20 protein-coding genes and 1 pseudogene are annotated in these 23,011 nt (G+C 50.2%); 15 read left to right on the top strand and 6 right to left on the bottom strand.

Annotation, left to right across the window (positions count from 1 at the left end):
* The first annotated feature begins 168 nt into the window (after positions 1-168).
* From accD to hisP, 10 genes are all read left to right on the top strand, one after another.
* Positions 169-1,089: an acetyl-CoA carboxylase, carboxyltransferase subunit beta gene (gene accD, locus AB3G37_RS06835; protein WP_369790117.1), complete on the top strand. Its 921-nt coding sequence runs from the start codon at positions 169-171 to the stop codon at positions 1,087-1,089.
* A gap of 229 nt (positions 1,090-1,318) precedes the next feature.
* Positions 1,319-2,596, top strand: a complete 1,278-nt coding sequence (gene folC, locus AB3G37_RS06840) for a bifunctional tetrahydrofolate synthase/dihydrofolate synthase (protein WP_369790118.1) — start codon at positions 1,319-1,321, stop codon at positions 2,594-2,596.
* On the top strand, positions 2,586-3,353 hold the full coding sequence (gene dedD / locus AB3G37_RS06845; RefSeq protein WP_369790119.1) for a cell division protein DedD: 768 nt from the start codon (positions 2,586-2,588) through the stop codon (positions 3,351-3,353). The genes folC and dedD overlap by 11 nt, the downstream gene beginning before the upstream one ends.
* A gap of 357 nt (positions 3,354-3,710) precedes the next feature.
* Positions 3,711-4,202 (top strand): colicin V production protein, encoded by a 492-nt coding sequence (gene cvpA, locus AB3G37_RS06850; RefSeq protein WP_009636432.1) that lies wholly within the window; start codon positions 3,711-3,713, stop codon positions 4,200-4,202.
* A gap of 30 nt (positions 4,203-4,232) precedes the next feature.
* Complete coding sequence (gene purF / locus AB3G37_RS06855) at positions 4,233-5,750, top strand: amidophosphoribosyltransferase (RefSeq protein ID WP_009636433.1); 1,518 nt, start codon at positions 4,233-4,235, stop codon at positions 5,748-5,750.
* A gap of 172 nt (positions 5,751-5,922) precedes the next feature.
* The gene (locus tag AB3G37_RS06860) at positions 5,923-6,495 is read left to right on the top strand and encodes a UbiX family flavin prenyltransferase (protein ID WP_009636434.1); all 573 of its coding nucleotides are present in this window, start codon (positions 5,923-5,925) and stop codon (positions 6,493-6,495) included.
* Between the two features lie 404 nt (positions 6,496-6,899).
* Positions 6,900-7,682, top strand: coding sequence for a lysine/arginine/ornithine ABC transporter substrate-binding protein (locus tag AB3G37_RS06865; protein ID WP_009636435.1), 783 nt, complete (start codon positions 6,900-6,902; stop codon positions 7,680-7,682).
* Positions 7,683-7,818: 136 nt separating this feature from the next.
* Positions 7,819-8,505, top strand: a complete 687-nt coding sequence (hisQ, locus tag AB3G37_RS06870) for a histidine ABC transporter permease HisQ (protein WP_009636436.1) — start codon at positions 7,819-7,821, stop codon at positions 8,503-8,505.
* The gene (locus AB3G37_RS06875) at positions 8,502-9,218 is read left to right on the top strand and encodes an ABC transporter permease (RefSeq protein ID WP_009636437.1); all 717 of its coding nucleotides are present in this window, start codon (positions 8,502-8,504) and stop codon (positions 9,216-9,218) included. Before hisQ ends, AB3G37_RS06875 begins: the two co-directional genes overlap by 4 nt.
* Positions 9,219-9,266: 48 nt before the next feature.
* A complete protein-coding gene (hisP, locus tag AB3G37_RS06880; RefSeq protein WP_009636438.1) occupies positions 9,267-10,040 on the top strand; it encodes a histidine ABC transporter ATP-binding protein HisP in 774 nt (257 codons plus the stop codon).
* Positions 10,041-10,099: 59 nt separating this feature from the next.
* Here hisP and AB3G37_RS06885 read toward each other — a convergent pair whose 3' ends face one another.
* Both AB3G37_RS06885 and AB3G37_RS06890 read right to left on the bottom strand, forming a co-directional pair.
* Entirely contained in the window at positions 10,100-11,719 is a 1,620-nt protein-coding gene (locus tag AB3G37_RS06885) for an FGGY-family carbohydrate kinase (protein ID WP_369790120.1), read from the bottom strand.
* Positions 11,720-11,758: 39 nt separating this feature from the next.
* Positions 11,759-12,508 carry an SDR family oxidoreductase gene (locus tag AB3G37_RS06890; protein ID WP_369790121.1) on the bottom strand — a complete coding sequence of 250 codons (750 nt, stop codon included), beginning with the start codon at positions 12,506-12,508 and terminating at the stop codon, positions 11,759-11,761.
* A gap of 447 nt (positions 12,509-12,955) precedes the next feature.
* On the opposite strand from AB3G37_RS06890, the gene AB3G37_RS06895 reads away from it, so the two are divergent.
* A complete protein-coding gene (locus AB3G37_RS06895) occupies positions 12,956-14,227 on the top strand; it encodes an MFS transporter (RefSeq protein ID WP_369790122.1) in 1,272 nt (423 codons plus the stop codon).
* Between the two features lie 122 nt (positions 14,228-14,349).
* On the opposite strand, the gene pepT is transcribed toward AB3G37_RS06895, so the two are convergent.
* The gene (gene pepT / locus AB3G37_RS06900) at positions 14,350-15,582 is read right to left on the bottom strand and encodes a peptidase T (protein WP_369790123.1); all 1,233 of its coding nucleotides are present in this window, start codon (positions 15,580-15,582) and stop codon (positions 14,350-14,352) included.
* A 178-nt stretch (positions 15,583-15,760) separates the two neighbouring features.
* Between pepT and AB3G37_RS06905 the strand changes: the two genes are divergently transcribed.
* Entirely contained in the window at positions 15,761-17,314 is a 1,554-nt protein-coding gene (locus AB3G37_RS06905) for an ABC transporter substrate-binding protein (RefSeq protein ID WP_369790909.1), read from the top strand.
* Between the two features lie 61 nt (positions 17,315-17,375).
* On the opposite strand, the gene AB3G37_RS06910 is transcribed toward AB3G37_RS06905, so the two are convergent.
* Complete coding sequence (locus tag AB3G37_RS06910; protein WP_369790124.1) at positions 17,376-18,275, bottom strand: TIGR01777 family oxidoreductase; 900 nt, start codon at positions 18,273-18,275, stop codon at positions 17,376-17,378.
* A 184-nt stretch (positions 18,276-18,459) separates the two neighbouring features.
* Entirely contained in the window at positions 18,460-19,089 is a 630-nt protein-coding gene (gene yfcG / locus AB3G37_RS06915) for a GSH-dependent disulfide bond oxidoreductase (RefSeq protein WP_369790125.1), read from the bottom strand.
* A 320-nt stretch (positions 19,090-19,409) separates the two neighbouring features.
* On the opposite strand from yfcG, the gene yfcD reads away from it, so the two are divergent.
* Positions 19,410-19,961 (top strand): NUDIX hydrolase YfcD, encoded by a 552-nt coding sequence (yfcD, locus tag AB3G37_RS06920; RefSeq protein ID WP_009636446.1) that lies wholly within the window; start codon positions 19,410-19,412, stop codon positions 19,959-19,961.
* A gap of 22 nt (positions 19,962-19,983) precedes the next feature.
* Here the strand turns inward: yfcD and AB3G37_RS06925 are convergent, their stop codons facing one another.
* A complete protein-coding gene (locus AB3G37_RS06925; RefSeq protein WP_369790126.1) occupies positions 19,984-21,000 on the bottom strand; it encodes a LacI family DNA-binding transcriptional regulator in 1,017 nt (338 codons plus the stop codon).
* Positions 21,001-21,383: 383 nt separating this feature from the next.
* Between AB3G37_RS06925 and AB3G37_RS06930 the strand changes: the two genes are divergently transcribed.
* Together AB3G37_RS06930 and AB3G37_RS06935 are read left to right on the top strand one after the other, a co-directional pair.
* Complete coding sequence (locus tag AB3G37_RS06930; RefSeq protein WP_009636448.1) at positions 21,384-21,683, top strand: PTS sugar transporter subunit IIB; 300 nt, start codon at positions 21,384-21,386, stop codon at positions 21,681-21,683.
* Positions 21,684-21,764: 81 nt separating this feature from the next.
* Positions 21,765-23,009, top strand: a pseudogene (locus AB3G37_RS06935) (PTS sugar transporter subunit IIC); the annotation flags it as partial.
* Positions 23,010-23,011: the final 2 nt, after the last annotated feature.

Consider the following 23,011-nt stretch of genomic DNA (forward strand, 5'->3'; position numbering starts at 1 on the left):
TTTGTGGTCTGTTCCTGCAAACAACCCTCTCTGGCGGATATTTTATTGTGGCGTCTGCTGCATAGAATCTCCGGGGAATCTGGGGTGGTTATATGTTTTAAAGCAGGGGACTTGTTACAGCATGAACAGCGAACTGGCATTTGCCAGGTTCAAACAGAAAGGTCATCGATGAGCTGGATTGAACGAATTCTTAATAAAAGCAACATCTCGCAAACCCGTAAGGCAAGCATTCCAGAGGGTGTCTGGACCAAATGCGATAGCTGTGGTCAGGTGTTATACCGCGCTGAATTAGAGCGCAATCTGATGGTTTGTCCTAAGTGTGATCACCACATGCGCATGTCAGCGCGCATGCGTCTGTTCACCTTTATGGATGAAGGGAGCGAGGTCGAATTGGGTAGTGAACTTGAGCCAAAAGACATTCTCAAGTTTAAAGACTCCAAAAAATATAAAGATCGTCTGCTTGCAGCTCAAAAAGAGACAGATGAAAAAGACGCGATGGTGGTGATGAAGGGCACGCTGTACGGTATGCCAATCGTTGTAGCTGCGTTTGAATTTGCTTTCATGGGCGGTTCAATGGCATCGGTTGTGGGTGCTCGTTTCGTCCGCGCTGTCGAGCAGGCCATTGAAGACAACTGCCCGTTGGTGTGTTTCTCGGCCAGTGGCGGCGCGCGTATGCAAGAAGCGTTGATGTCATTGATGCAAATGGCAAAAACCAGTGCTGCTTTGGCGAAACTGCAAGAGCGCGGTTTGCCGTACATCTCTGTGCTGACTGACCCAACCATGGGTGGCGTTTCTGCGAGTCTGGCAATGCTTGGTGATATCAACGTGGCTGAGCCTAAAGCGTTGATCGGTTTTGCCGGTCCTCGCGTTATCGAGCAGACCGTGCGTGAAAAACTGCCGCCTGGCTTCCAGCGTAGTGAGTTCCTGATCGAGAAAGGCGCGATTGATATGATTGTTCGCCGTGCCGATTTGCGTAACAAGCTGGGCAGCGTATTGGCCAAACTGACCGGCCGTCCTGAGCCTAAAGTTGTTGAAGCGCCGGTAGTTGCCGCTGCTGATGTAAAATCTGACAACGATCAGGGTGCATAACTGGCTGGAAACCTAGCCTTTGCGGTTTAAATAAGGCGGCAAATCTCTTTGCCGCCTTTGTTATACCCGGGATGTAACAAGTAAAAGTACGGCGGGTGTAAGTTGTATGGGCTGTTATCCAGCGTCGTGCGCAAAGTACTGACAAAGGGGCATTGCCTGTCGTAAAGTCCGGTAATGCATGTCCTTCAGAATCGTTATGAATCTGAACAGATTAAGTTAGGCGGGACTTATGCAAAACACTCTTATTCCTCAAGCCACGTCGCCTTTGGTCACGTGGCTTTGTTATCTCGAAAATCTCCATTCTCAGGCCATTGAACTGGGTCTCGATCGCGTTAAAACGGTCGCCACCCGCATGGATCTGTTAACCCCCGCGCCTCAGGTTTTCACCGTGGCAGGAACCAACGGCAAAGGCACTACTTGCCGCACGCTTGAAGCCGTGCTGATGGCAGCCGGTTATCGCGTCGGTGTTTACAGCTCGCCGCATCTGGTGCGTTACACCGAGCGCGTGCGCATTCAGGGCCAGGAGCTTACCGAAGCCGAACATTGCCAGTCTTTCGCCCTGCTTGAGGCGGGACGCGGCGAGGTGTCATTAACCTATTTTGAATACGGCACTCTGTCGGCGCTACAGCTGTTCAAACAGGCGGCGCTGGATGTGGTAATTCTGGAAGTCGGACTGGGCGGTCGTTTAGATGCGACCAACATTGTTGATGCCAACGTCGCCGTCGTTACCAGTATTGCGCTAGACCATACTGACTGGCTGGGCCCGGATCGCGAAAGTATTGGTCGCGAAAAAGCCGGTGTGTTCCGTGGTCAGCGACCAGCGGTGGTTGGTGAGCTTGATATGCCAGCCACTATTGCAGAGGTTGCGCGCGAGAAAGGCGCTGAGCTTCATCGCGTGGGCCATGACTGGCACTATCAGGTGGAGCAAAATAGTTGGAGCTGGCGCTGTGACGCCGACGGCGTTGCATTGGAGGACCTGCCGCTGCCTAACGTGCCGCTGGCTAATGCCGCAACTGCGCTGGCCGCGCTACATTATTGCGAGCTAAACGTTTCCATTGATGCAATTCGCCACGGCTTGCAACAGGCTTCTCTGCCAGGCCGTTTCCAGCTGGTCAGCGAAGCGCCGCGCCTGATCCTCGACGTAGCGCATAATCCGCACGCTGCCGGTTATCTGGCCGGTAAACTTTCTGATTTGCCAAGGCAGGGTGGAAAAGTACGTGCAGTTATCGGCATGTTGTTGGATAAAGACATAGCCGGGACGTTGGACTGCCTTAAGCCGCAGGTTGATGTCTGGTACTGTGCGCCGCTGGAAGGCCCGCGCGGTGCCGGCGTTGCTGCGTTGACAGAGCATCTTCCCGGTGCGTTTTCGTTCACTGACGTGGTGAGCGCATGGAAACAGGCGATGCAGGATGCTGAAAGTCAGGATATTGTTATAGTCTGTGGATCATTTCATACCGTAGCGCATGTGATGGCTGCGTTGGATACGGGGAATACCAGTGGCAAGTAAGTTTCAAAATCGTCTGGTTGGCACCGTAATTCTGGTCGCGTTGGGAGTGATTATTCTTCCCGGGCTGCTTGATGGAAAAAAGAAGCACTATGAGGATGAGTTTGCCTCTATTCCTCTGGTGCCAAAAGCGGGTGATACAGAAGTGCAGGGCAGTGCCGGTCCAGTGACCCAGTCGTTGCCAGCCCAGCCGCCGGAAGGCGCGGGCGAAGCGGTCAATGCCGGAGCCGCCGAGGCAGCACACGCCGCGGCTCAGGCACAGGGTGAAGATGATCAGGGGGGCAGCGCGCCACAGACCACACTGCCGCCAAAATCGACCTCTCAGCCCAAAATGGTCAGTCAGCCAAAAACGCTGACGCCGCCGACAATGACCGAGTCTCGCCAGCAACAGCAGAGCAGAACGGCGCAGTCGAAACCGGTCGAACCGAAAAAAGCCGAGCCGAAAAAAGCAGAACCTAAGCCAGTAGAAACAACCAGGACTGAAACCAAACCGCAAACGCCGGAAAAAGCGCCGGTTGGTCAGTCTTATGTTGTTCAGCTGGGAGCGTTGAAAAACGCAGACAAGGTGAATGAAATCGTCGCTAAACTGCGTCTTTCGGGTTATCGCGCCTACACGGTTCCGTCCTCGCCGGTACAAGGACAGATAACTCGAGTGTTTGTCGGTCCTGAGGCAAATAAGCAAAATCTTGAGGCTTCATTGCCGCAGCTGAAAAGCGTCAGCGGATTAAGCGGAGTCGTGCGTTCCTACGCTGCGCACTAAACGGCTTTCATTCAGTTAATGCTTCACCCTCTATGCCCTGGTCTGCGAGTTATCTGCGTGGCCGGGGCATAGGCAGTAACAGGTATCTCACGCGATTTAAGGTGGGATACAGTAAGCGTTATGTGCCTTTATTATTTAATAAAGTTTTCGCAAGTTTTGTTATCTTTTTGCGGTGATTGATGTTTTTTTCACCGTTGTGATTAATTTGGCTGACCGGCAGATTTCCCCTACGCAAACGTTTTCTTTTTCTGTTAGAATTCGCCGCGAAATGGATGCCGGGCGAGTTGTTCCCAAAATCATTGTCGCTTTTGCGAGAAAGATAGAGGGTCTTATCCTGGATGAGAGACAGATAAAGTGATGGTCTGGATTGATTACGTCATTATTGCGGTTATCGGGTTTTCTGCTTTAGTTAGCCTGATTCGGGGTTTTGTTCGCGAAGCCTTATCATTGGTAACCTGGGGTTGCGCTTTCTTTGTTGCCAGCCACTATTATCCTTACCTCGCCGTCTATTTCACACGTTTCGGAGATGAAGTCGTCCGAAACGGGATCGCAATCGGTATCTTGTTCATCGCGACGTTGATCGTAGGTGCCATTGTCAACTATGTGATCAGTTCATTGGTCGAGCGTACCGGGCTATCAGGTACCGACCGGGTATTAGGCGTCTGTTTTGGCGCACTGCGCGGCGTGTTAATCGTTTCCGCAGGGCTGTTCTTTCTCGACACCTTTACCAGCTTTTCGCAGAGTGAAGACTGGAAGCAGTCACAGTTGATCCCGCAGTTTAGTTATATCATCAGGTGGTTCTTTGACTACCTGCAGAGCACGTCGAGTTTCTTGCCAAAGCATATTTAACTTTGGCAGCGCTGATGAGGAAAAGACAACATGTGCGGTATTGTCGGTATCGCCGGTTTCATGCCGGTAAACCAGTCGATTTATGACGCGTTAACGGTGTTACAACACCGTGGGCAGGATGCCGCAGGCATCGTCACCATTGATGGCAACAACAACTTCCGCCTGCGTAAGGCGAATGGCCTGGTGAAGGATGTATTCGAAGCACGGCATATGCAACGTTTGCAGGGCAACATGGGCCTTGGTCACGTTCGTTACCCTACGGCTGGCAGTTCCAGCGCTTCAGAGGCTCAACCTTTTTACGTCAACTCTCCGTTCGGCATTACGCTTGCCCACAACGGTAACCTGACGAATGCACACGAATTAAGAAGCACGCTGTTTGAAGGCGCACGTCGCCACGTCAACACGACTTCTGACTCTGAAATTTTGCTGAACATTCTTGCCAGCGAGTTGGACCGTTTCCAGCATTATCCGCTGGAAGCTGACAACATTTTTGCTGCTGTAGCGGCGATGAACACTAAAATTCGCGGTGCTTATGCCTGCGTGGCAATGATCATCGGCCACGGTATGCTGGCTTTCCGCGACCCACACGGCATTCGCCCGCTGGTGATCGGCAAGCGCGACCTGGAAGACGGTCGTTGTGAATATATGGTGGCGTCCGAGAGTGTAGCTTTGGATACGCTGGGCTTCGAGTTCCTGCGTGACGTAGCGCCGGGTGAGGCCGTTTATGTCACCGAGAAGGGCCAACTGTTTACGCGCATGTGTGCCGAGAATCCTCAGTACAATCCATGCCTGTTCGAGTATGTCTACTTCGCTCGTCCTGATTCTTTCATCGACAAGATTTCGGTTTACAGCGCGCGCCGCCGTATGGGCCAGAAACTGGGCGCAAAAATTGCTCGCGAATGGGAAGATCTGGAAATTGATGCGGTGATCCCAATTCCGGAGACGTCTAACGACATCGCCCTGGAAATCGCCCGTATCCTGAACAAGCCATACCGTCAGGGTTTTGTGAAAAACCGCTACGTTGGCCGTACCTTTATCATGCCGGGCCAGCAGGAGCGCGTTAAGTCGGTTCGCCGCAAGCTCAACGCCAACCGCGCCGAGTTCCGTGATAAAAACGTGCTGCTGATTGATGACTCCATTGTACGCGGCACTACCTCGCAGCAGATCGTCGAGATGGCCCGTGATGCAGGCGCAAAAAATGTTTACCTGGCTTCGGCTGCGCCGGAAGTGCGCTTCCCGAACGTTTACGGTATCGACATGCCAACCGCCAACGAGTTGATCGCCCACGGTCGTGAAGTGAGCGAAATCAATCAGATGATTGGTGCAGACGCGCTGATCTTCCAGGATTTGAGCGACCTGATTGACGCGGTGAGAGAAGAGAACCCGGATATCGAGCAGTTTGAATGCTCTGTTTTCGACGGTATCTATGTCACCAAAGACGTTGACCAGAACTACCTTGAATACCTCGACGCTCTGCGTAACGACGATGCTCAGGCATTGCGCGGCCAGCAGGAAGCGGAAAACCTCGAAATGCATAACGAAGGTTAATTGACCTTCTTACCGCCTGTCTTGACCTGCTATGCGGGGCGGGGCAGGCGGTACTCTTCTGATATTTCTGCCGCTTTTCGCTGTGACTTGCCATTCGCTTTTCAATCCGGCAAAGTCATCAGACGATTCATACGTGCTAATGTTTTAGTTCGTTCTCCCCGAGGCAGTATTCATGAAACGACTCATAGTCGGCATCTCCGGCGCCAGTGGCGCAATCTATGGCGTGCGCCTGTTACAGGTTCTGCGCGAAGTCCCCGACGTCGAAACCCATCTGGTGATGAGTAACGCGGCACGGCAGACTCTGGCCCTCGAGACCGATTTAAGTTTACGCGATGTCCAGGCTCTGGCGGACGTGGTTCACGATTCGCGAGATATCGCCGCCAACATATCCTCAGGCTCTTTCAAGACCGCAGGTATGGCAATATTACCGTGCTCGATTAAAACGCTTTCAGGCATCGTCAACAGCTATACCGACGGGCTTTTGACCCGCGCCGCCGACGTCGTGCTTAAAGAAAGCCGCCGTCTGGTGCTGTGCGTGCGTGAAACGCCTTTGCATCTTGGCCATTTGCGCCTGATGACTTCAGCTGCCGAACTCGGTGCCATCATCATGCCGCCAGTGCCCGCGTTTTATCATCGCCCTACCAGCGTGGAAGATATCGTTGATCAGACCGTTAATCGAGTCATCGACCAGTTTGATATTGAACTTCCCGAAGACCTGTTTGTTCGCTGGCAGGGCAGCCATTAAGTTTTTGCAACCCTTTCTGCCCTAATTTTGCACAGAATGATAACGATGCACCAAAATTGAACTCTTTATGTTTTATTTTGGTGCATTTCTGTTTCAATCTTCTGGCAACGCGTCTTCATGCGGCGATTTTGCAGACTAATCTGGATGTAATTTCAGCCTCCTTGTTCACTAAAGAGACTGTTTTGCAAAGTCGGCACGATTGCTGCATAACTATTGCATAATTAATGCATATTTTTGGTGGCAGTCATAATTCGCCTGCCAGCAGTCTGAAAATTGTGATTAAAGCAGTGAAAGCAGTAAAAAATGTTACCGACATAGACCGGTAACTAAAACAATAAAACGGTTGTTACGGCAACCAGACACAACAAACCACCACACACACGATTAATGGCTGAGGGTAATGTATGAAAAAGTTGTTCAAGGTTCTGCCTCTGGTATTAGTATTGGCCAGCGCAAGCAGCGCTTTTGCTGCGGTGCCAAAAGCAATTAACATCGGCACAGATCCTACCTACGCTCCTTTTGAGTCTAAAGATTCCAGCGGTAAGCTGGTCGGCTTCGATATCGACCTGGCAAATGAAATGTGTAAACGTGCGCATATCAAATGTACTTTCGTTGAAAGCGATTTCGATGCATTAATCCCCTCTTTGAAAGCGAAAAAAATCGACGCCATCATCTCTTCACTGTCCATCACCGAAAAACGTGAGCAGGAAATTGATTTTACCGAGAAACTCTACGCCGCAAACGCTCGTTTGATTGCTCCTGCCGGTTCTAAAGTTCTGCCAACGCTTGACGGTCTGAAAGGTAAAAATGTCGGCGTGCTGCAGGGGTCTACTCAAGAAGCCTACGCCAACGCCAACTGGCAGCCAAAAGGCATCAACGTGGTGGCTTACCAGAATCAGGATTTGATTTACGCTGACTTGGCTTCTGGCCGCCTTGATGCAGCATTCCAGGACGAAGTTGCGGGTAGCGAAGGCTTCCTGAAACAGGCTGCGGGTAAAGGTTACGCCTTTGCCGGTCCTTCCGTGAAAGACGACAAATTCTTTGGCGTGGGTACCGGTATGGGTCTGCGCAAAAACGAAGATGACCTGAAGTCTGCCTTGAACAAAGCGTTTGATTCCATGCGTAAAGATGGCACCTACGACAAGCTGGCGAAGAAATATTTCGATTTCGACGTTTACGGCGGCTAGGCATTAACTGAAGACAGTAGGAAAACAGTAGTCGTTTCCGAATCAGCGGTTTGCACATTGCGGCAAGCCGCTACTAAAAAAGAATTTTAAAACCTGCGAAACGCAGTCTGATTTCCGTCTAAGGCAGGATATTTTCATGTTATATGGGTATTCCCACGTAATAATCCAGGGCACGTTGGTCACGCTAGAACTGGCACTTTCTTCAGTGCTGCTGGCCCTCATCATCGGTTTGATTGGTGCTGGCGGCAAGTTGTCAAAAAATCGTGTCATTTCCAGCATTTTCGGTGCTTATACCACCTTGATTCGCGGTGTTCCCGATCTGGTATTAATGCTGTTGATTTTCTATGGCTTGCAGATAGCTTTGAACAGTTTGACAGAAGCCGTGGGCATGGACCAGATTGATATTGACCCGCTTAGCGCCGGTATTATCACCCTCGGTTTCATTTATGGTGCCTATTTCACCGAAACCTTCCGCGGAGCCTTTATGGCTGTGCCGCGCGGGCAAATTGAAGCGGCTATCGCTTTTGGCTTCAGTGGTTCACAAATATTCCGTCGTATTCTGTTTCCGGCCATGATGCGTTTTGCTCTGCCGGGGATTGCCAACAACTGGCAAGTTATTCTCAAGGCGACGGCGCTGGTTTCACTGCTTGGCCTGAATGATGTGGTTAAAGCCACGCAGCTGGCGGGTAAGGGCACTTATCAACCGTTTTATTTCGCCATCGTGGCGGGTGTGATTTATTTGATATTTACCACGTTATCCAATGGCGTGCTGCTGTGGCTCAACCGCCGCTATTCGCTGGGTGTGAAGAGGGCCGAGCTATGATTGATATCTTGCATCAATACGGTATGTCGCTGCTGTACAGCGACGGCTACCGATTTACCGGCCTGGCGATTACCCTATGGCTGTTAATCAGTTCTGTGGTGATGGGCGGACTGCTGGCGGTGCTGCTTGCCGTGGGTCGCGTTTCAAGCAATCGCTGGATAAGCTCGCCAATCTGGCTGTTTACCTATATTTTTCGCGGCACTCCGCTGTATGTGCAACTGCTGGTATTTTACTCGGGAATGTACAGCCTGGAGATTGTGCGTGGGACAGACTTCCTCAACGCTTTCTTCCGCAGCGGCCTTAACTGCACCATTTTGTCGTTGACGCTGAACACCTGTGCCTATACCACCGAGATTTTCGCCGGGGCTATTCGCGCCGTTCCGCACGGTGAAATTGAAGCAGCTCATGCCTATGGTTTTTCGCGCTTCAAGCTCTACACCTGCATTATTCTCCCTTCTGCGCTGCGTACTGCTTTACCGGCATACAGCAACGAGGTGATTCTGATGCTGCACTCCACCGCGCTGGCGTTCACTGCCACCGTGCCGGACGTGCTCAAGATTGCTCGCGATATTAACTCAGCGACCTACCAGCCTTTTTATGCCTTTGGCATCGCGGCGGTTATCTACCTTTGCGTATCGTTTGTGTTGATTAACTTGTTCCGTATGGCGGAAAAGCGCTGGTTGGCGCACGTCAGGCCTCAGTCTTCTCACTAAAAATGAATGTATTCACAGCGAAAACGTTAAACCTGTGCGGGAAAAATCATGTCAGAAAATAAATTAGCCGTAATCGATCTGCATAAACGTTATGGCGAGCACGAGGTGCTGAAAGGCGTTTCGATGTCTGCAAACGCGGGTGACGTTATCAGCATTATTGGATCTTCTGGATCGGGGAAAAGTACCTTTTTACGCTGTATCAACTTCCTGGAAAAACCGAGTGAAGGTTCAATCAGCGTAAACAATGTCGATATTCGCATGGTGCGTGATACCGACGGCCAGCTGAAAGTATTCGACAAAAAACAGTTACAGCTGCTGCGCACCAAGCTGACGATGGTGTTTCAACACTTCAACCTGTGGAGTCACATGACGGTTCTGGAAAATGTCATGGAAGCCCCCATTCAGGTGCTGGGACTGAGCAAGGCGGAAGCCAAAGATCGCGCTATTCGTTATCTTGATAAGGTGGGTATCGACGAGCGAGCGCGTGGCAAATATCCGGTCAACCTTTCCGGCGGTCAGCAACAGCGTGTCTCGATTGCGCGGGCGTTGGCGATGGAACCGGAAGTGCTTTTATTTGACGAACCAACCTCGGCGCTGGATCCGGAGCTGGTGGGCGAAGTTTTGCGCATTATGCAAAAGCTGGCGGAGGAGGGAAAAACCATGGTGGTGGTTACCCACGAGATGGAGTTTGCTCGCCACGTTTCCAATCACGTGATTTTCCTCCATCAGGGGGTAATCGAAGAGCAGGGCAATCCGGCCGATGTGTTTGGTAGTCCGAAGAGTGCGCGGTTGCAGCAGTTCCTCTCGGGTGCTTTAAAATAACCCGTCGTAATTAGCACCACAACTCCGCAAATAGGCCCTTCCCAGGGCCTATTCCAAAGTTACTGCAGTGTTTCGCGGATAAGCCTCGCTTCATTCTGCAGGCGAACAAAGGCCTGATAGCGAAGGGTATGCAGTTCGCTCACGCTAGCCTCAGGTAAATACTGACCGTCAAGAACACAAAATTGTTCCATTGCATGACTGACTGACGGTGAGAGTCCACCTGCTACTGCGCCAAGGATGGCTGCTCCCAGCATGACTGGCTCTTCGGCTTTTGTTGTTATTACCGGATACCCGCAGGCGTCGGCTATCAGTTGGCGTACCAGCGGGTGCCGTCCTGCCCCTCCGCTGAGTACCACGTTATCAACGGTTACTCCCATACGGGCCTGCGCGTCAATTATCTGCCGTAGCCCGTAGCCAATGCCGCAGAGGCCAGCGATGTACAAGCAGATCAGGCTATCGATATCACTTTCCATCCCTAGCCCCACAATCACCGCCCGTGCGTGAGGATCCGCTTGCGGTGAGCGGTTTCCCAAAAATTCAGGCACTACGTGTATATTACGCGTTAACTGAACCGCATCAGCGGCTGACAACCCTTTTTTCCGGGCCAGATCGGCGAGATAGGTAGGCAGCGAGACGCCCGCTTCTGTAGCTTTGATAGTGGCCTCGGGCGCGGCGGGATGTAAGGACACAAGTTGAGCAATAGCAGCGCCGGCGGCGCTTTGTCCGCCTTCGTTCAGCCACAAGGCAGGAACCATTGCCGAGTAATAAGGCCCCCAGACACCGGGAATGAATGCTGGCTCCTGCGTGCTGGTCATGGTGCAGGATGAAGTGCCAAAAACGTAGGCCAGATTACGGACCGCACCGCCACCGACGCCCAGAGTACCAATACCACCGGCGTGTGCATCAATTATACCGGTGCCCACAGGCGTACCCGAAGGCAGCCCCATCCGATCCGCCGCCTCTGCCGTGAGTCCCTGTCCGCAGGGCACGCCTGGTTCAACGATGTTGATACCGATACGGCGGAAGTCCTCATCCGCCAGCTCTTCCAGCCCAATACGCCGAAAGTAGTCGGGGTCCCATCGTTTCTCGTGGGCCAGATAAGTCCACTTACAGGTAACGGTGCACACCGACCGAGCGAGGTCTCCGGTTGCCTTCCAGGTCAGGAAATCGGCCAGGTCAAAGAACTGCCACGCGTTATGGTAAACGTCCGGCAGGTTCTCCTTGAGCCAGAGCAGCTTGGGAGTCTCCATTTCCGGCGATATTTTCCCGCCGACATACTGAAGAACGGGATGCCCGGTAGCATTGATCATTTCGGCCTGCGCAGTAGCGCGATGATCCATCCAGACGATAACGTTTCTCTGCGGGTCTTCTGACGGCCCGACAGCAAGGGGCACACCGCCGTCGCCGACCACGACTAGAGAGCATGTGGCATCAAAGCCGATACCGGCAACGCGCTCCGGGGAAACCTTTGACGCGGCCAACGCCTGCCTGACGGTTTGACAAACTGCATCCCATATTTCGCTACTTGATTGCTCGACGTAATGTTCAGGACCTTTATAGAGGGTTATTGGCTGCGTAGCGCGGGCCAGCATTGTCCCTGAGGTGTCAAACACGCCTGCCCTAACGCTCCCCGAACCGACGTCAACGCCAATGACTACCGGGGTAGGTTTATTATTCATATCTGCTCCTTTCAGCTTTAGAAGCCGAATGTTGGATAGTCAGAGATCGATACTGTTGGGAAGTATAACCAAATCGCGAACAGTAACGTTCCTGGCGCGGGTCAACATGAACAGAACGGATTCAGCCACCTCTTCGGGCTGCATCAGACTGCCATTAGCCAGCGCTTCATCCAGTTTGGCCTTTGGCCAATCGTTGAGCAGAGCCGTAACGACCGGCCCTGGCAGGACGGCTCCGACACGGACGCCGTGCTTTGCGACTTGACGACGTGTGCTATGAACAAAGGCCTGAACGGCAAACTTCGAGGCTGTGTAGATAGGTTCCCAAACAACCGGCACCACCCCCGCAATGGAGCTGGTAAAGATAACGTCTCCCGATTTTTGTGCGATCATGTGCGGCAGTACTGCACGGACACAGCGGAATGCAGCGTTGATGTTCAGGTGAAGTACACGGTCCCAGACATCGGGATCTCCTTCCTCAACGAGGCCGCCAATATACGCGCCCGCATTGGCGTGGAAAATATCCAGGCGGCCAGTCAGTTCGAGAATGCCGGAGAGCATATTGTCGACCTCTTCCGGTCTCATCAAATCTATCTTTAATGCAAACGCGTTATCACCCAGCTCCGCAACGATTTTCTTTAACTTCTCGCCTTCCCGGTCAACCAGAACAACTTTTGCACCCGCGCTCAATAACGTTTTTGCACACGCAAGACCGATCCCCGACGCCGCGCCAGTGATAGCAGCGACTTTGCCAGTAAGGGATGTATTCATGGAGGGTACAGTGTGGTTCATTTTATAATCCTTATATAATTATTTAAAAATTGGTCGTAGTAGGCACAGCTGAAGTGAAGCTGCAAAATGTGGTGTTTATCTTTAAAAAAATTGTTCAATTAAATAATGAATAATCGAGAGGTGACGAAGGCGCTCTTTGATTAATTCACCTATGCGCTGTTTCTTAATTTTCACCCTAGTTTTTTAAAATAACCTCGTCAACACGAATCTTGTTATTTTAGATCGCCATCACTTAAATTAATTTAGTTTAATTATTTAAAATAAGAATGTTTATTTAAATTCCCTTTAGGTTAATAGTCCTGAAGAGATGTTAATTTGGTTATTTTTGCGACTCACGCTTTGATAATGAAAATATCATGTTGACTGAAGAGAGATAATCACAGATTAGTTACGGAGTCAGGAAGGTTTAACTTTTAATTTAAGCGATTAAACAATTAAGGGAATTAAATGGATACTAAAAAAGACCACTGGCTAGGACTGCCAAAAAATTTATTTTGGGGCTATGTCGCAATATTTTTATTTATGACCGGCGACGGGTTTGAGCTGGCATTTCTCTCCAAGTACATGGTAGAGATAGGGTTTACACCCGCTCAGGCAACCTTTGCTTTCACCGTATACGGCCTGTGTGCAGCTTTGGCTGCGTGGGGTTCGGGGGTTATTGCCGAGGTCATTACTCCGCAAAAAGCGATGAAGATTGGATTTATAATGTGGGTAGTATTTCATGTCTTATTTATGGTTTTTGGGCTTACGCAAAAAAACTATTATTATATTCTGCTATTTTATGGGATACGCGGCTTGGCATACCCGTTATTTCTTTATTCATTCATCGTGGTTATTGTTCACAATGTCAGAGAGGAATTGGTCGGTTCAGCCTGCGGTTGGTTCTGGGCGGCTTATTCATTAGGTATCGGCGTAATTGGCAGCTATTTACCCAGTTTGATTATTACTCAAATAGGTGAGCTGAATGTTTTATGGTTCTCACTAATATGGGTCTGTGCCGGTGGCTTACTTGCAATGGTCGCATTGAAAAATATTAAAACATCTACTCATATGCTGAATTTAAATACCAAAGAAAAATTGAGTGAAATGAGTCGGGCGGTCACGCTGCTGATGACCAATAAAAATATCACTTTGGCGAGTATTGTCAGAATTATTAATACCCTGTCGCTGTACGGGTTTGCAATTATTATGCCGCTGTTATTTGTAGGCGAGCTTGGGTTTTCCATGCCTGACTGGCTGCAAATCTGGGCGATATTCTTCTTCTCGACTATTGTGTTCAACGTCTTCTGGGGGATTATGTCGCAGAAGTGGGGCATGTTGCGGCTGATCCGCTGGTATGGCTGCATCGGTTGTGCAGTGTTTAGCCTGCTGTTTTATTACCTGCCGATCTATTTTGGCGATAATTTCTGGATAGCCGCACTTGGGGCGACACTATTAGGTGCATCAACCGCGGCTTTCGTGCCAATGACCGCGCTATTCCCGGCGCTGGAACCGAAACACAAAGGCGCGGCAATCTCGGTGTGCAATCTTTCTGCTGGCTTAAGCAATTTTTTTGCTCCGGCAATAGCTACTGCGCTGTTACCGTTCTACGGTGTGGTCGGGGTGGTTTATGCCTATAGCGCACTGTATATCTTGGGGTTTGTGCTAACGCTGTATATTCAGTTTACCCAGAAACAGTTTGGCCCGCAGGCTGTTAGCGTTGAGGAAGTGGCCTCTTGAACTAAATTATCGCTATAACATTTGTTGCTATAACATTTGTCGTGGTAACAGCAAAATAAAACCTTGCCCGCAGGCGTGCTTTGGGCAAGGTTTGCTTATTTGTCAGGCTTAGCTTGCGAAGTCTAACCTTTTGCCGCCAATAGGCAGATAGCTTTGGTCAATTCATAGGATTTCACAAATGAGCTTACCGGCAGGTATTCAAATTTAGAATGGAAGTTGTGGGCACCGGTAAAGTAGTTGGGCGTCAACAGACCTTTCGCCGATAATGCCGCGCCGTCGGTGCCGCCGCGCATCGGGGTAACTTTTGGCTCGACCTGTATTTCCTCCAAAGCAGCAAAGATCAGGTCAATTGCCTGTCGATCTTCGCCGATCGCGCTACTAATATTGCTGTAAGTGTCAGAGATAGTGACCGATACTTTTGCCGTAGGATATTGCTCGCCAATTATTTTTGCCACGTGCTCAATCTTGACCTTGCGTGCGGCAAAGCTGGCGCTGTCAAAGTCGCGGATTGAGGCTTTTAGGGTCGCAGACTGCTGACTTGCACTGATGTCGTTAAACCAGATGTAACCTTCACGGTCTTGGGTTTTCTCTGGCGTTTCCTGACGATCAAAATGGCTGATGAAGTCATGGGCCATCAGGATAGGGTTAACCAGCACGCCGATGGCCGACATAGGATGAGCGGTCACGCCAGTAAAAGTAATCTCGGCAGCTGCGGCGTTAAAGTTTTCATAAACGACTTCACCCAGCTCGCAGCAGTCGATAGTGTAGGCAAAATCGACGTCAAAACGTTTCAGATCCAATGCCTTGGCACCGCGCAGGCCAATCTCTTCGTCTGGCACGAACGCGACAACAATATCTCCGAACTGATCTTGCGCCGTTAGATTCTCCAGCAGGGTCATCACAACGGTTACCGCCGACTTGTTGTCCGCACCCAGCACGCTGGTTCCGTCGCTAAAGATAATCTCTTCGCCTTTATAAGGCAGAATCTCAGGATGCTCTTGCGTACGCAACCAAATATCTTTTTCTGTATTTAGACAAATGTCGCCGCCGTCGAATACCAGGGTCTGTGGATGGATATCCGGACTTAAGCCGACATCGACGGTATCAATGTGTGTGATAAAACCAATGCGCGGACCGCCTTGTTTAGTACCCGGTTTTACCGCGGTCACTGTGGCATGCTGGTCAATCTGGATATTCTCCAGGCCCAGCGTTTTCAACTCTACGGCCAGCAGATTGGCTAGTTCTTGTTGCCCCGGGGTGCTTGGCAGAGTGGTCGCTTTGGCATCGCTTTGGCTGGTAACAGACAGGTAACGGAAGAAACGTTCAGTGAGCTGCTTGGCAATTTGAGTCGACATCCTAACCTCTGAGTTGTTTATCTATAAGATTTTCATATATAACAGAGTATTACTAAGTTTGTCCTGAATGGTAGTCTGTTTTTGAATTGCTTACTAAAGAAATTATTAGCCTTCCAGCATAATTACAGGGAAACGCATGAAACGAAAAATAGTAAAATTAACCACGGGATTATTGGCCATGGCCATGGTGGCCGGGGCCTCGGCGCAAACATTAGTCTATTGCTCCGAAGGCTCACCGGACATTTTCAATCCTCAGCTTTACACTTCCGGTACCAACGTCGATGCCAGCGCAGTGCCAATTTACAACCGTCTGGTAGATTTTAAGACCGGCACGACCGAACTGATCCCGAGCCTGGCCGAAAGTTGGGATGTTAGCCCCGATGGCAAAACCTATACTTTCCACCTGCGCAAAGGGGTTAAGTTCCAGAGCAACAAGCTATTTACTCCGACGCGCGATTTTAACGCCGACGACGTCATTTTTTCTTTTATGCGCCAGAAAGATCCTAACAATCCTTACCACAAAGTTTCCAATGGCACCTATCTGAACTTTGACAGCCTAGATATGAGCAACCTGATTTCAAGTATTGATCGGGTGGATGATTACACAGTGCGCTTTAATCTTTCGCGTCCCGAAGCACCATTTATTGCTGACCTGGGCTGGTACTTCGCCTCAATTCTTTCGTCTGAATACGCAGATAAAATGCTGAAAGCCGGAACGCCAGAGAAAGTGGATCTTGATCCCATCGGCACCGGTCCGTTTGAGCTGGTTCAATATCAAAAAGACACCCGTATCCTTTACAAAGCTTTTCCGGATTATTGGCAAGGTAAGTCCAAAATTGACCGTCTGATTTTCAGCATCACTCCTGATGCTTCAATCAGAATGGCCAAGCTTGAGAAAAATGAGTGTCAGGTGATGCCGTTCCCTAATCCAGCAGACCTCAAACGCCTGAGTGAAAACAAAGATATTACTCTGCTGAGCAAGTCTGGCCTGAATACCGGATTCCTGGCGTTTAATACCCAGAAGAAACCACTGGATAACGTCAAGGTACGGCAGGCGCTGACAATGGCAGTCAACAAAGCCTCGATTATTGAAGCAGTGTTCCAGGGGACTGGCACAGTGGCGCGAAGCCTGCTGCCGCCAGCGGTGTGGAGCAGTGAAGATAAGACCATGAAAGATTACGATTATTCGCCGGAAAAAGCCAAAGCACTGCTGGCCGAGGCGGGGTATCCCAACGGTTTTGATATTGACCTGTGGGCGATGCCGGTTCAGCGTCCTTACAATCCGAACGCCAGACGCATGGCCGAAATGATCCAGGCCGACTGGGCCAAGATTGGCGTTAAGGCGCATATCGTCAGCTATGAATGGGCGGAATATCAAACGCGTATTCGCAACGGCGAACATCAAGCGGCGTTAATGGGCTGGACTACGGCAAACGGCGATCCGGATAACTTCTTTGGCCCGCTGTTTACCTGCAAGGCAGCGCAGGGGGGTTCCAACTCGGCGAAATGGTGTGATCCGCAGTTTGACAAGATTATCAACGAAGCCCGCATGACTACCGATCATGAAAAGCGCGTGGCGTTGTACCAGCAGGCGCAGCAGATCATGCACGATCAGGCTCCGGCTATCATGATTGCACATTCAACGATCTTTGAACCTGTGCGCAAGGAAGTGTCAGGCTATGAAATCGACCCGTTTGGTAAACATATTTTCTATCAAACATCAGTGAAATAAGAGTGCGCGGGTGAAGGTGCCAAAAACCCTTCACCCTTTTATACAGCGAAATTAGTGGGATTTATTTATCCAACACATCTTCCAGCGCCGGTTTCAATTCACTGTATTTGAATTCGAAGCCGGCATCTTCCAGCCGCTGCGGGATCGCCCGTTGCCCTCCCAGCACCAAAACCGCCGATTCGCCCATTAGCAGCCTGACCACGCCAGCCGGAACGCGCATAAATGAAGGTCGGTGCAGCAGTTCGCCCAACAGCGCGCTGAACTGATCGTTGCGGATCGGATAGGGTGCAACCATGTTGAAGGGGCCATTGAGCGTTTCATGATTAAGCAGGAAAATGATCCCATTCACCATGTCGTCGATATGGATCCACGGCATGTATTGCTGACCCTCACCCAGAGGTCCGCCGAGTCCAGCTCTGAACGGCAGCACCATTTTGGCCAGTGCGCCGCCTTTTTCAGCCAGCACGACGCCGGTACGCAGCAGGCAAACTCGAGTTTTATCGCTTTCTGCCGCTAGCGCCAATGCTTCCCAGCGGGCACAAAGCTGCCAGGTAAACTGCTTATTCGGCGGTTCGTCCTCGGCGACAACCGCCTGTCCCTGATCGCCGTAATAACCCACCGCCGAACCAGAAATAAATACTGCAGGGGGCTGCTGGCTAGCGTTGATCAGTTGTGCCAGTTTCTCTGTCATCTGCCAGCGGCTGTCGCAAAGCTTCTGTTTTTGCTCCTTGGTCCAGCGTTTGTCGGCAATCGGCTCACCGGCCAGATTAATCACCGCGTCAAAGCCATCTAATGAGGTTTTATCTTTTAAAGAAGGCCAGAGATCGACTTTGGAGCCAAGAATTTTGGCCGCTCGCTCCGGCGCGCGGGTTAAAACGGTAATCTGGTGAGACTGACTCAGAAGCGTTTCAGTGAGACGACGTCCAATCAGTCCGCTGGCACCGGTAATTAAAATCTTCATGATCTGCCTCCTAATAACGTGCTGATACTTATCTGTACCCTGAATTGAGCATAGTTTATGTCGGCGTCGCAACGCGCGATGCAGAGCACATCCTGAAGTTATTTATTGTTAAGTGAGATGAGATGATAAGCAGAAGTGGTAAGGAAGGGGGATTTAACGCCCCCTTGAGCAGAGGGCGAGCGGATTATTTTGCTTCAGCCAGTGCGTAGGCCCTGGCGGTTGCCGGGCGATTTTTGATTCTTTCGAACCAGTTGCGCACGGCAGGATAATCAGCCAAATCTATGCGCTGGCGTTCATGAGCGACGACCCAAGGATAGGTCGCAATATCTGCGATACTGTAGTACTCGCCTGAAATATAAACATTTTTCTCAAGTTGAGTATTCAAAACGCCGTACAAGCGCCTAGTTTCTTGTTGGAAACGTTCAATGGCATAAGGGACGGGTTGTGGGGCGAAATGAGTAAAATGATGGTTTTGACCTAACATTGGGCCGAATCCCGCCATTTGCCAGAACAGCCACTGCAGGGTGCTGGTTCTTTCGCGTAGCTCTTTACTCAATAATTTGCCGCTTTTTTCTGCCAGATACTGCAAGATAGCGCCAGATTCAAACAGGCTCAGCGGTGCGCCGCCGTCAACCGGTTGGGTATCGACAATCGCAGGGATTTTATTATTGGGGGAAATGGCGAGAAATGCGGGTTGGAATTGGTCTCCTGCTTTGGTATCGACACGATGAAGTCGATAGGGAAGGCCAGTCTCTTCCAGGAAAAGGGTGATTTTGTGTCCATTTGGTGTTGGTGCATAATAAAGATCGATCATGATTGCCTCCTGCGTAATTATTTTATGGTCCATCTGAGTATTTGATGTCAACCGATGGGCTGGATGCGAATTCTACTGCGTATAAATTGTGCCTGATTTTATCAACTAAATATTAACAAATAGCCTTGTGGCTAATATAGCTGCTAATGATAGCAGGCTATGTGAGACTAGTCTGATGCTTTATCGCGACCTTTGACATAGGTTTTACATATCAATAACGCATCTGTTGCTATTGAAGCGATCCCCATGAGCCAGATAGAATCACCGAACTCATTGAAAATCACTGCGCATCTCCCGCGCTATAAAGAAGGTTTCACAGGATGACGAATCAAGAGCAAAACACCGGCAGTACTGAGTGGGTTGATATCGTTAATGAAGAAAACGAAGTGATTGCCCAGTCAAGTCGCCAACAGATGCGCGCTCAAAATCTCCGTCATCGCGCCAGCTACATTGTGGTCCATGATGGCATGGGAAATATTCTGGTTCAGCGTCGAACCGAAACAAAAGATTTCTATCCTGGCTGGCTGGATGCAACCGCGGGTGGTGTAGTGCAGAGCGGTGAGAATATCCTCGAGTCGGCGCGTCGTGAAGGCGAAGAAGAGTTGGGAATTGCCGGTGTGCCGTTTGCCGAGCACGGCTCTTTTTACTTTGAACAGGACAACTGTCGCGTCTGGGGGGCACTGTTTAGCTGCGTATCCCATGGACCTTTTGCGTTGCAGGAAGAAGAAGTTGACGAAGTTAGCTGGATGAAACCGGAAGAGATCACCGCCCGTTGTGACGAGTTCACCCCGGATTCTCTTAAGGCGTTGTCACTGTGGCTAAGCCGTAACAATGAGAAAGATCACGGCAAACCGCTTAGCGTTGAAGAATAATCGTTTCAAATGACGGGACTGTCTAACAGCTTTCCCGTTTGCAAAGGGCCGAAATTACGGCCTTTTGTTTATCCCACTCGTTTTCCTGAATTCTGGCCAGTAGCGCCATTCCTGCCTGAGTCCCTATTTCCCGATGCGGCACGGCCACGGTAGTCAGCGGCGGCTGGCAGACTTTGCTGATGTCACTGTTGCCAAACCCTGCAATCGCCAAATCTTTCGGCACGCGTATTTTTCGGCGTTGGCATTCAAACATTGCTCCGCAGGCCAGTGCATCACTGCTGCAAATCAGCGCGTCCATATCTGGCCAGTTGAGCACCAGTTCGGTCAGCAACGCGGCACCCGTACTAAAACTTGAAGCGGCGTGAGTACTAAGCATCCGCGTGGGGGAAAGATTATTGTCGAGCAGGGCACGATGCCAGCCGCGCAGTCTTTGCTGCGATACCCACTGTTTTTGCGCGGCGCACATCAGGCCTATCTTGCTGTAGCCAAGAGAAATCAGATATTCAGTTAGCTTATAAACCGCAGAGGCGTTATCAATGCCGATGTTGATATCAAGCGGATTTTCGACTCTGGCACCCAGTTCAGCGGTGGGTAACTGGGCATTTTCAAGCATGTCATAGGTGGCGGCGGTATGTCGGGCATCAAACAGGACTACGGCGGCAAGGTTGTAGGATAAAAAGGTTTCGAGCAGTTTTTGCTCGCGGTCTTCCTGATTCTGCGACTCTGCCAGCATTAGCTGGAATCCGGCCGGAATCAGCACCTCCTGTAGCCCGGCGATCATTTCCGCATGACCAAATTCCGCCAGCGAGGAGCAGATAACCGCCACCACATTCGAGGTGGAAGAGGCCAGCGCGCTAGCAGAATAATTGGGAATATAGCCGAGTTCGCTAACTGCAGATTCAATCTTTTCTCTGAGTTTGTCAGAGACCATCTCCGGTTGTCGCAAGGCTCGCGACACGGTCATCGTGCCGACACCCGCCAGTTTTGCCACGTCGGCCAGCGTGATTCGTCCCGTTCCTCGCCGTCTCCTTCCCTCCATATTATGACTCCTGACCTTTCTTCATGAATACCAGGTTTAGTGCGAACTGCGCTGTTTTATAAAATTTTGTTAATAAATAACGACCGCATTAATAGATGAATTTATTTAAGATGATTTTTATAAGTTAATTTCTATACGGCAAAAATCTTCCGCTTTGGAATGGACCCGTTATAGCTTGAATATTTTTTTAAACTTGGTGTAAGCATATCATAGCGCGCTTTAAGACAAATAACGTAGAACCTTCGGAAATTTTTGATAGCGCTATCACAAAAAGGCTATGCACTTGATGATAGCGCTATCTTTGTGGGCTTCATCACAGATATTTCCTGATTTGCCCGCATACTCATTTGTACTCGCTTTGCATATAAATCCATGAGGTAAAGATGAAATCTTTAACGATTTTAGCAGTTTGTGGTGCAGGTCTGGGCAGTAGCTTCGCCTGTGAGATGAGTATTGAGGCTGTATTAAAAGACTTAGGCATTAAAGCCAACTTGTCTCACTGCGATATATCAAGTGCCGCATCGACGAGAGCCGATATCATTATGACTGGTTCAAATTTCAAATCGCAATTTGATCATTACACCATCAACTCAAATATTATTTATCTTAAGCGTTTGGTCGATAAAAAAGAGATTAGTGAAAAGCTCACTCCAGTATTAAAAGAGCTGGGTTATCTGAATTAAATCCAGCCAAAAATAGACATAATCAATCACGAAAAAAATAAAAATTAATCTTATTCATCCTGCAAACACGAGGGGCAGGTCATGTCTTTCCTATATTTTATTGTTAACGATGTTTTAGGCCAGGCTTCAATATTAATTGCCCTCATCGCCATGGTAGGGCTAATAGCATTAAAGAAAAGTGTCGGGCAGATTATCACCGGCACCTTAAAAACGTTGCTCGGATTTTTGGTATTGCTAGCGGGTGCCAACATCATTGTCGGCGCGCTTAACTTTTTGGGCGAAGTGTTTCAGAAAGGTTTTCACATGCGCGGCGTCGTCACCGACGTGGGTTCGATTGCCGGCATTGCCCAACAAATGCTGGGCCGAGAGACGGCGCTTATCATGGTGTTGGCATTTATCATTAATATCCTGATAGCGCGTTTTAGCCGTTTTAAATACATCTTTCTTACCGGTCAGGCATCCTTATGGATGGCAACCGTGTGTTCGGTCGTGGGATATATGGGCGGCCTGCGCGGTACTGAACTGATCCTGATTGGTGGCATTATCGCCGGGCTGATGTCCGTAGGCATGCCCGCGCTGGCGCAGCCTATCGTGCGCAAGATAACCGGCTCCGATGACATCGCTCTGGGGCATTTTTGCACAATTGGATATCTAATTCAGGCGGGAGTCGCCAAAGTCACGGGTGACGTCAGCAAGAGTACCGAAGACATCGAGCTGCCTGAGTCTTTCTCTTTTCTGCAAGATACCTATCTGTCGATGATGGTGGTGATGATCCCTATCTATCTGATCCCGACTATTGCAGCAGGTCCTGAGGTGGTAGCCCAGTATTCTCACGGCGTCAGCTATTTAATCTTCGCTTTCCTGCAATCGGTGCAGTTTGTGGTGGGTGTTTACGTGCTGCTGGCAGGCGTGCGGTTACTTTTGGCAGAAATTGTTCCGGCGTTTCGCGGCATTGCGCTGCGCATCGTGCCTAATGCGATTCCGGCTCTGGATTGCCCGGTCCTGTTCCCCTATGCGCCGAATGCGGTGATTGTGGGTTTTCTGTCGACTACAGTTGGATCGATTCTCGGGATGTTTATATTCCCAAGTGTTGGGCTAGCGATGATATTGCCGGGCATGTTGACCAACTTCTTCGCGGGTGGCACGGCCGGGGTGTTTGCCAATGCGGTGGGAGGGCGTCGCGGAGCCATTATTGGCGGCATTTTCCACGGATTTCTAATCACTCTATTGCCCGCGCTGTTGTTACCGCTGCTGGGCAGCTACGGCCTGCAAAACGTCACTTTTAGCGATGCCGATATCATCAGTGTTGGGTTAGTGTACGGTCATAT

It is taken from the genome of Rouxiella sp. WC2420, assembly GCF_041200025.1.
In the GTDB taxonomy this organism is placed as follows: domain Bacteria; phylum Pseudomonadota; class Gammaproteobacteria; order Enterobacterales; family Enterobacteriaceae; genus Rouxiella.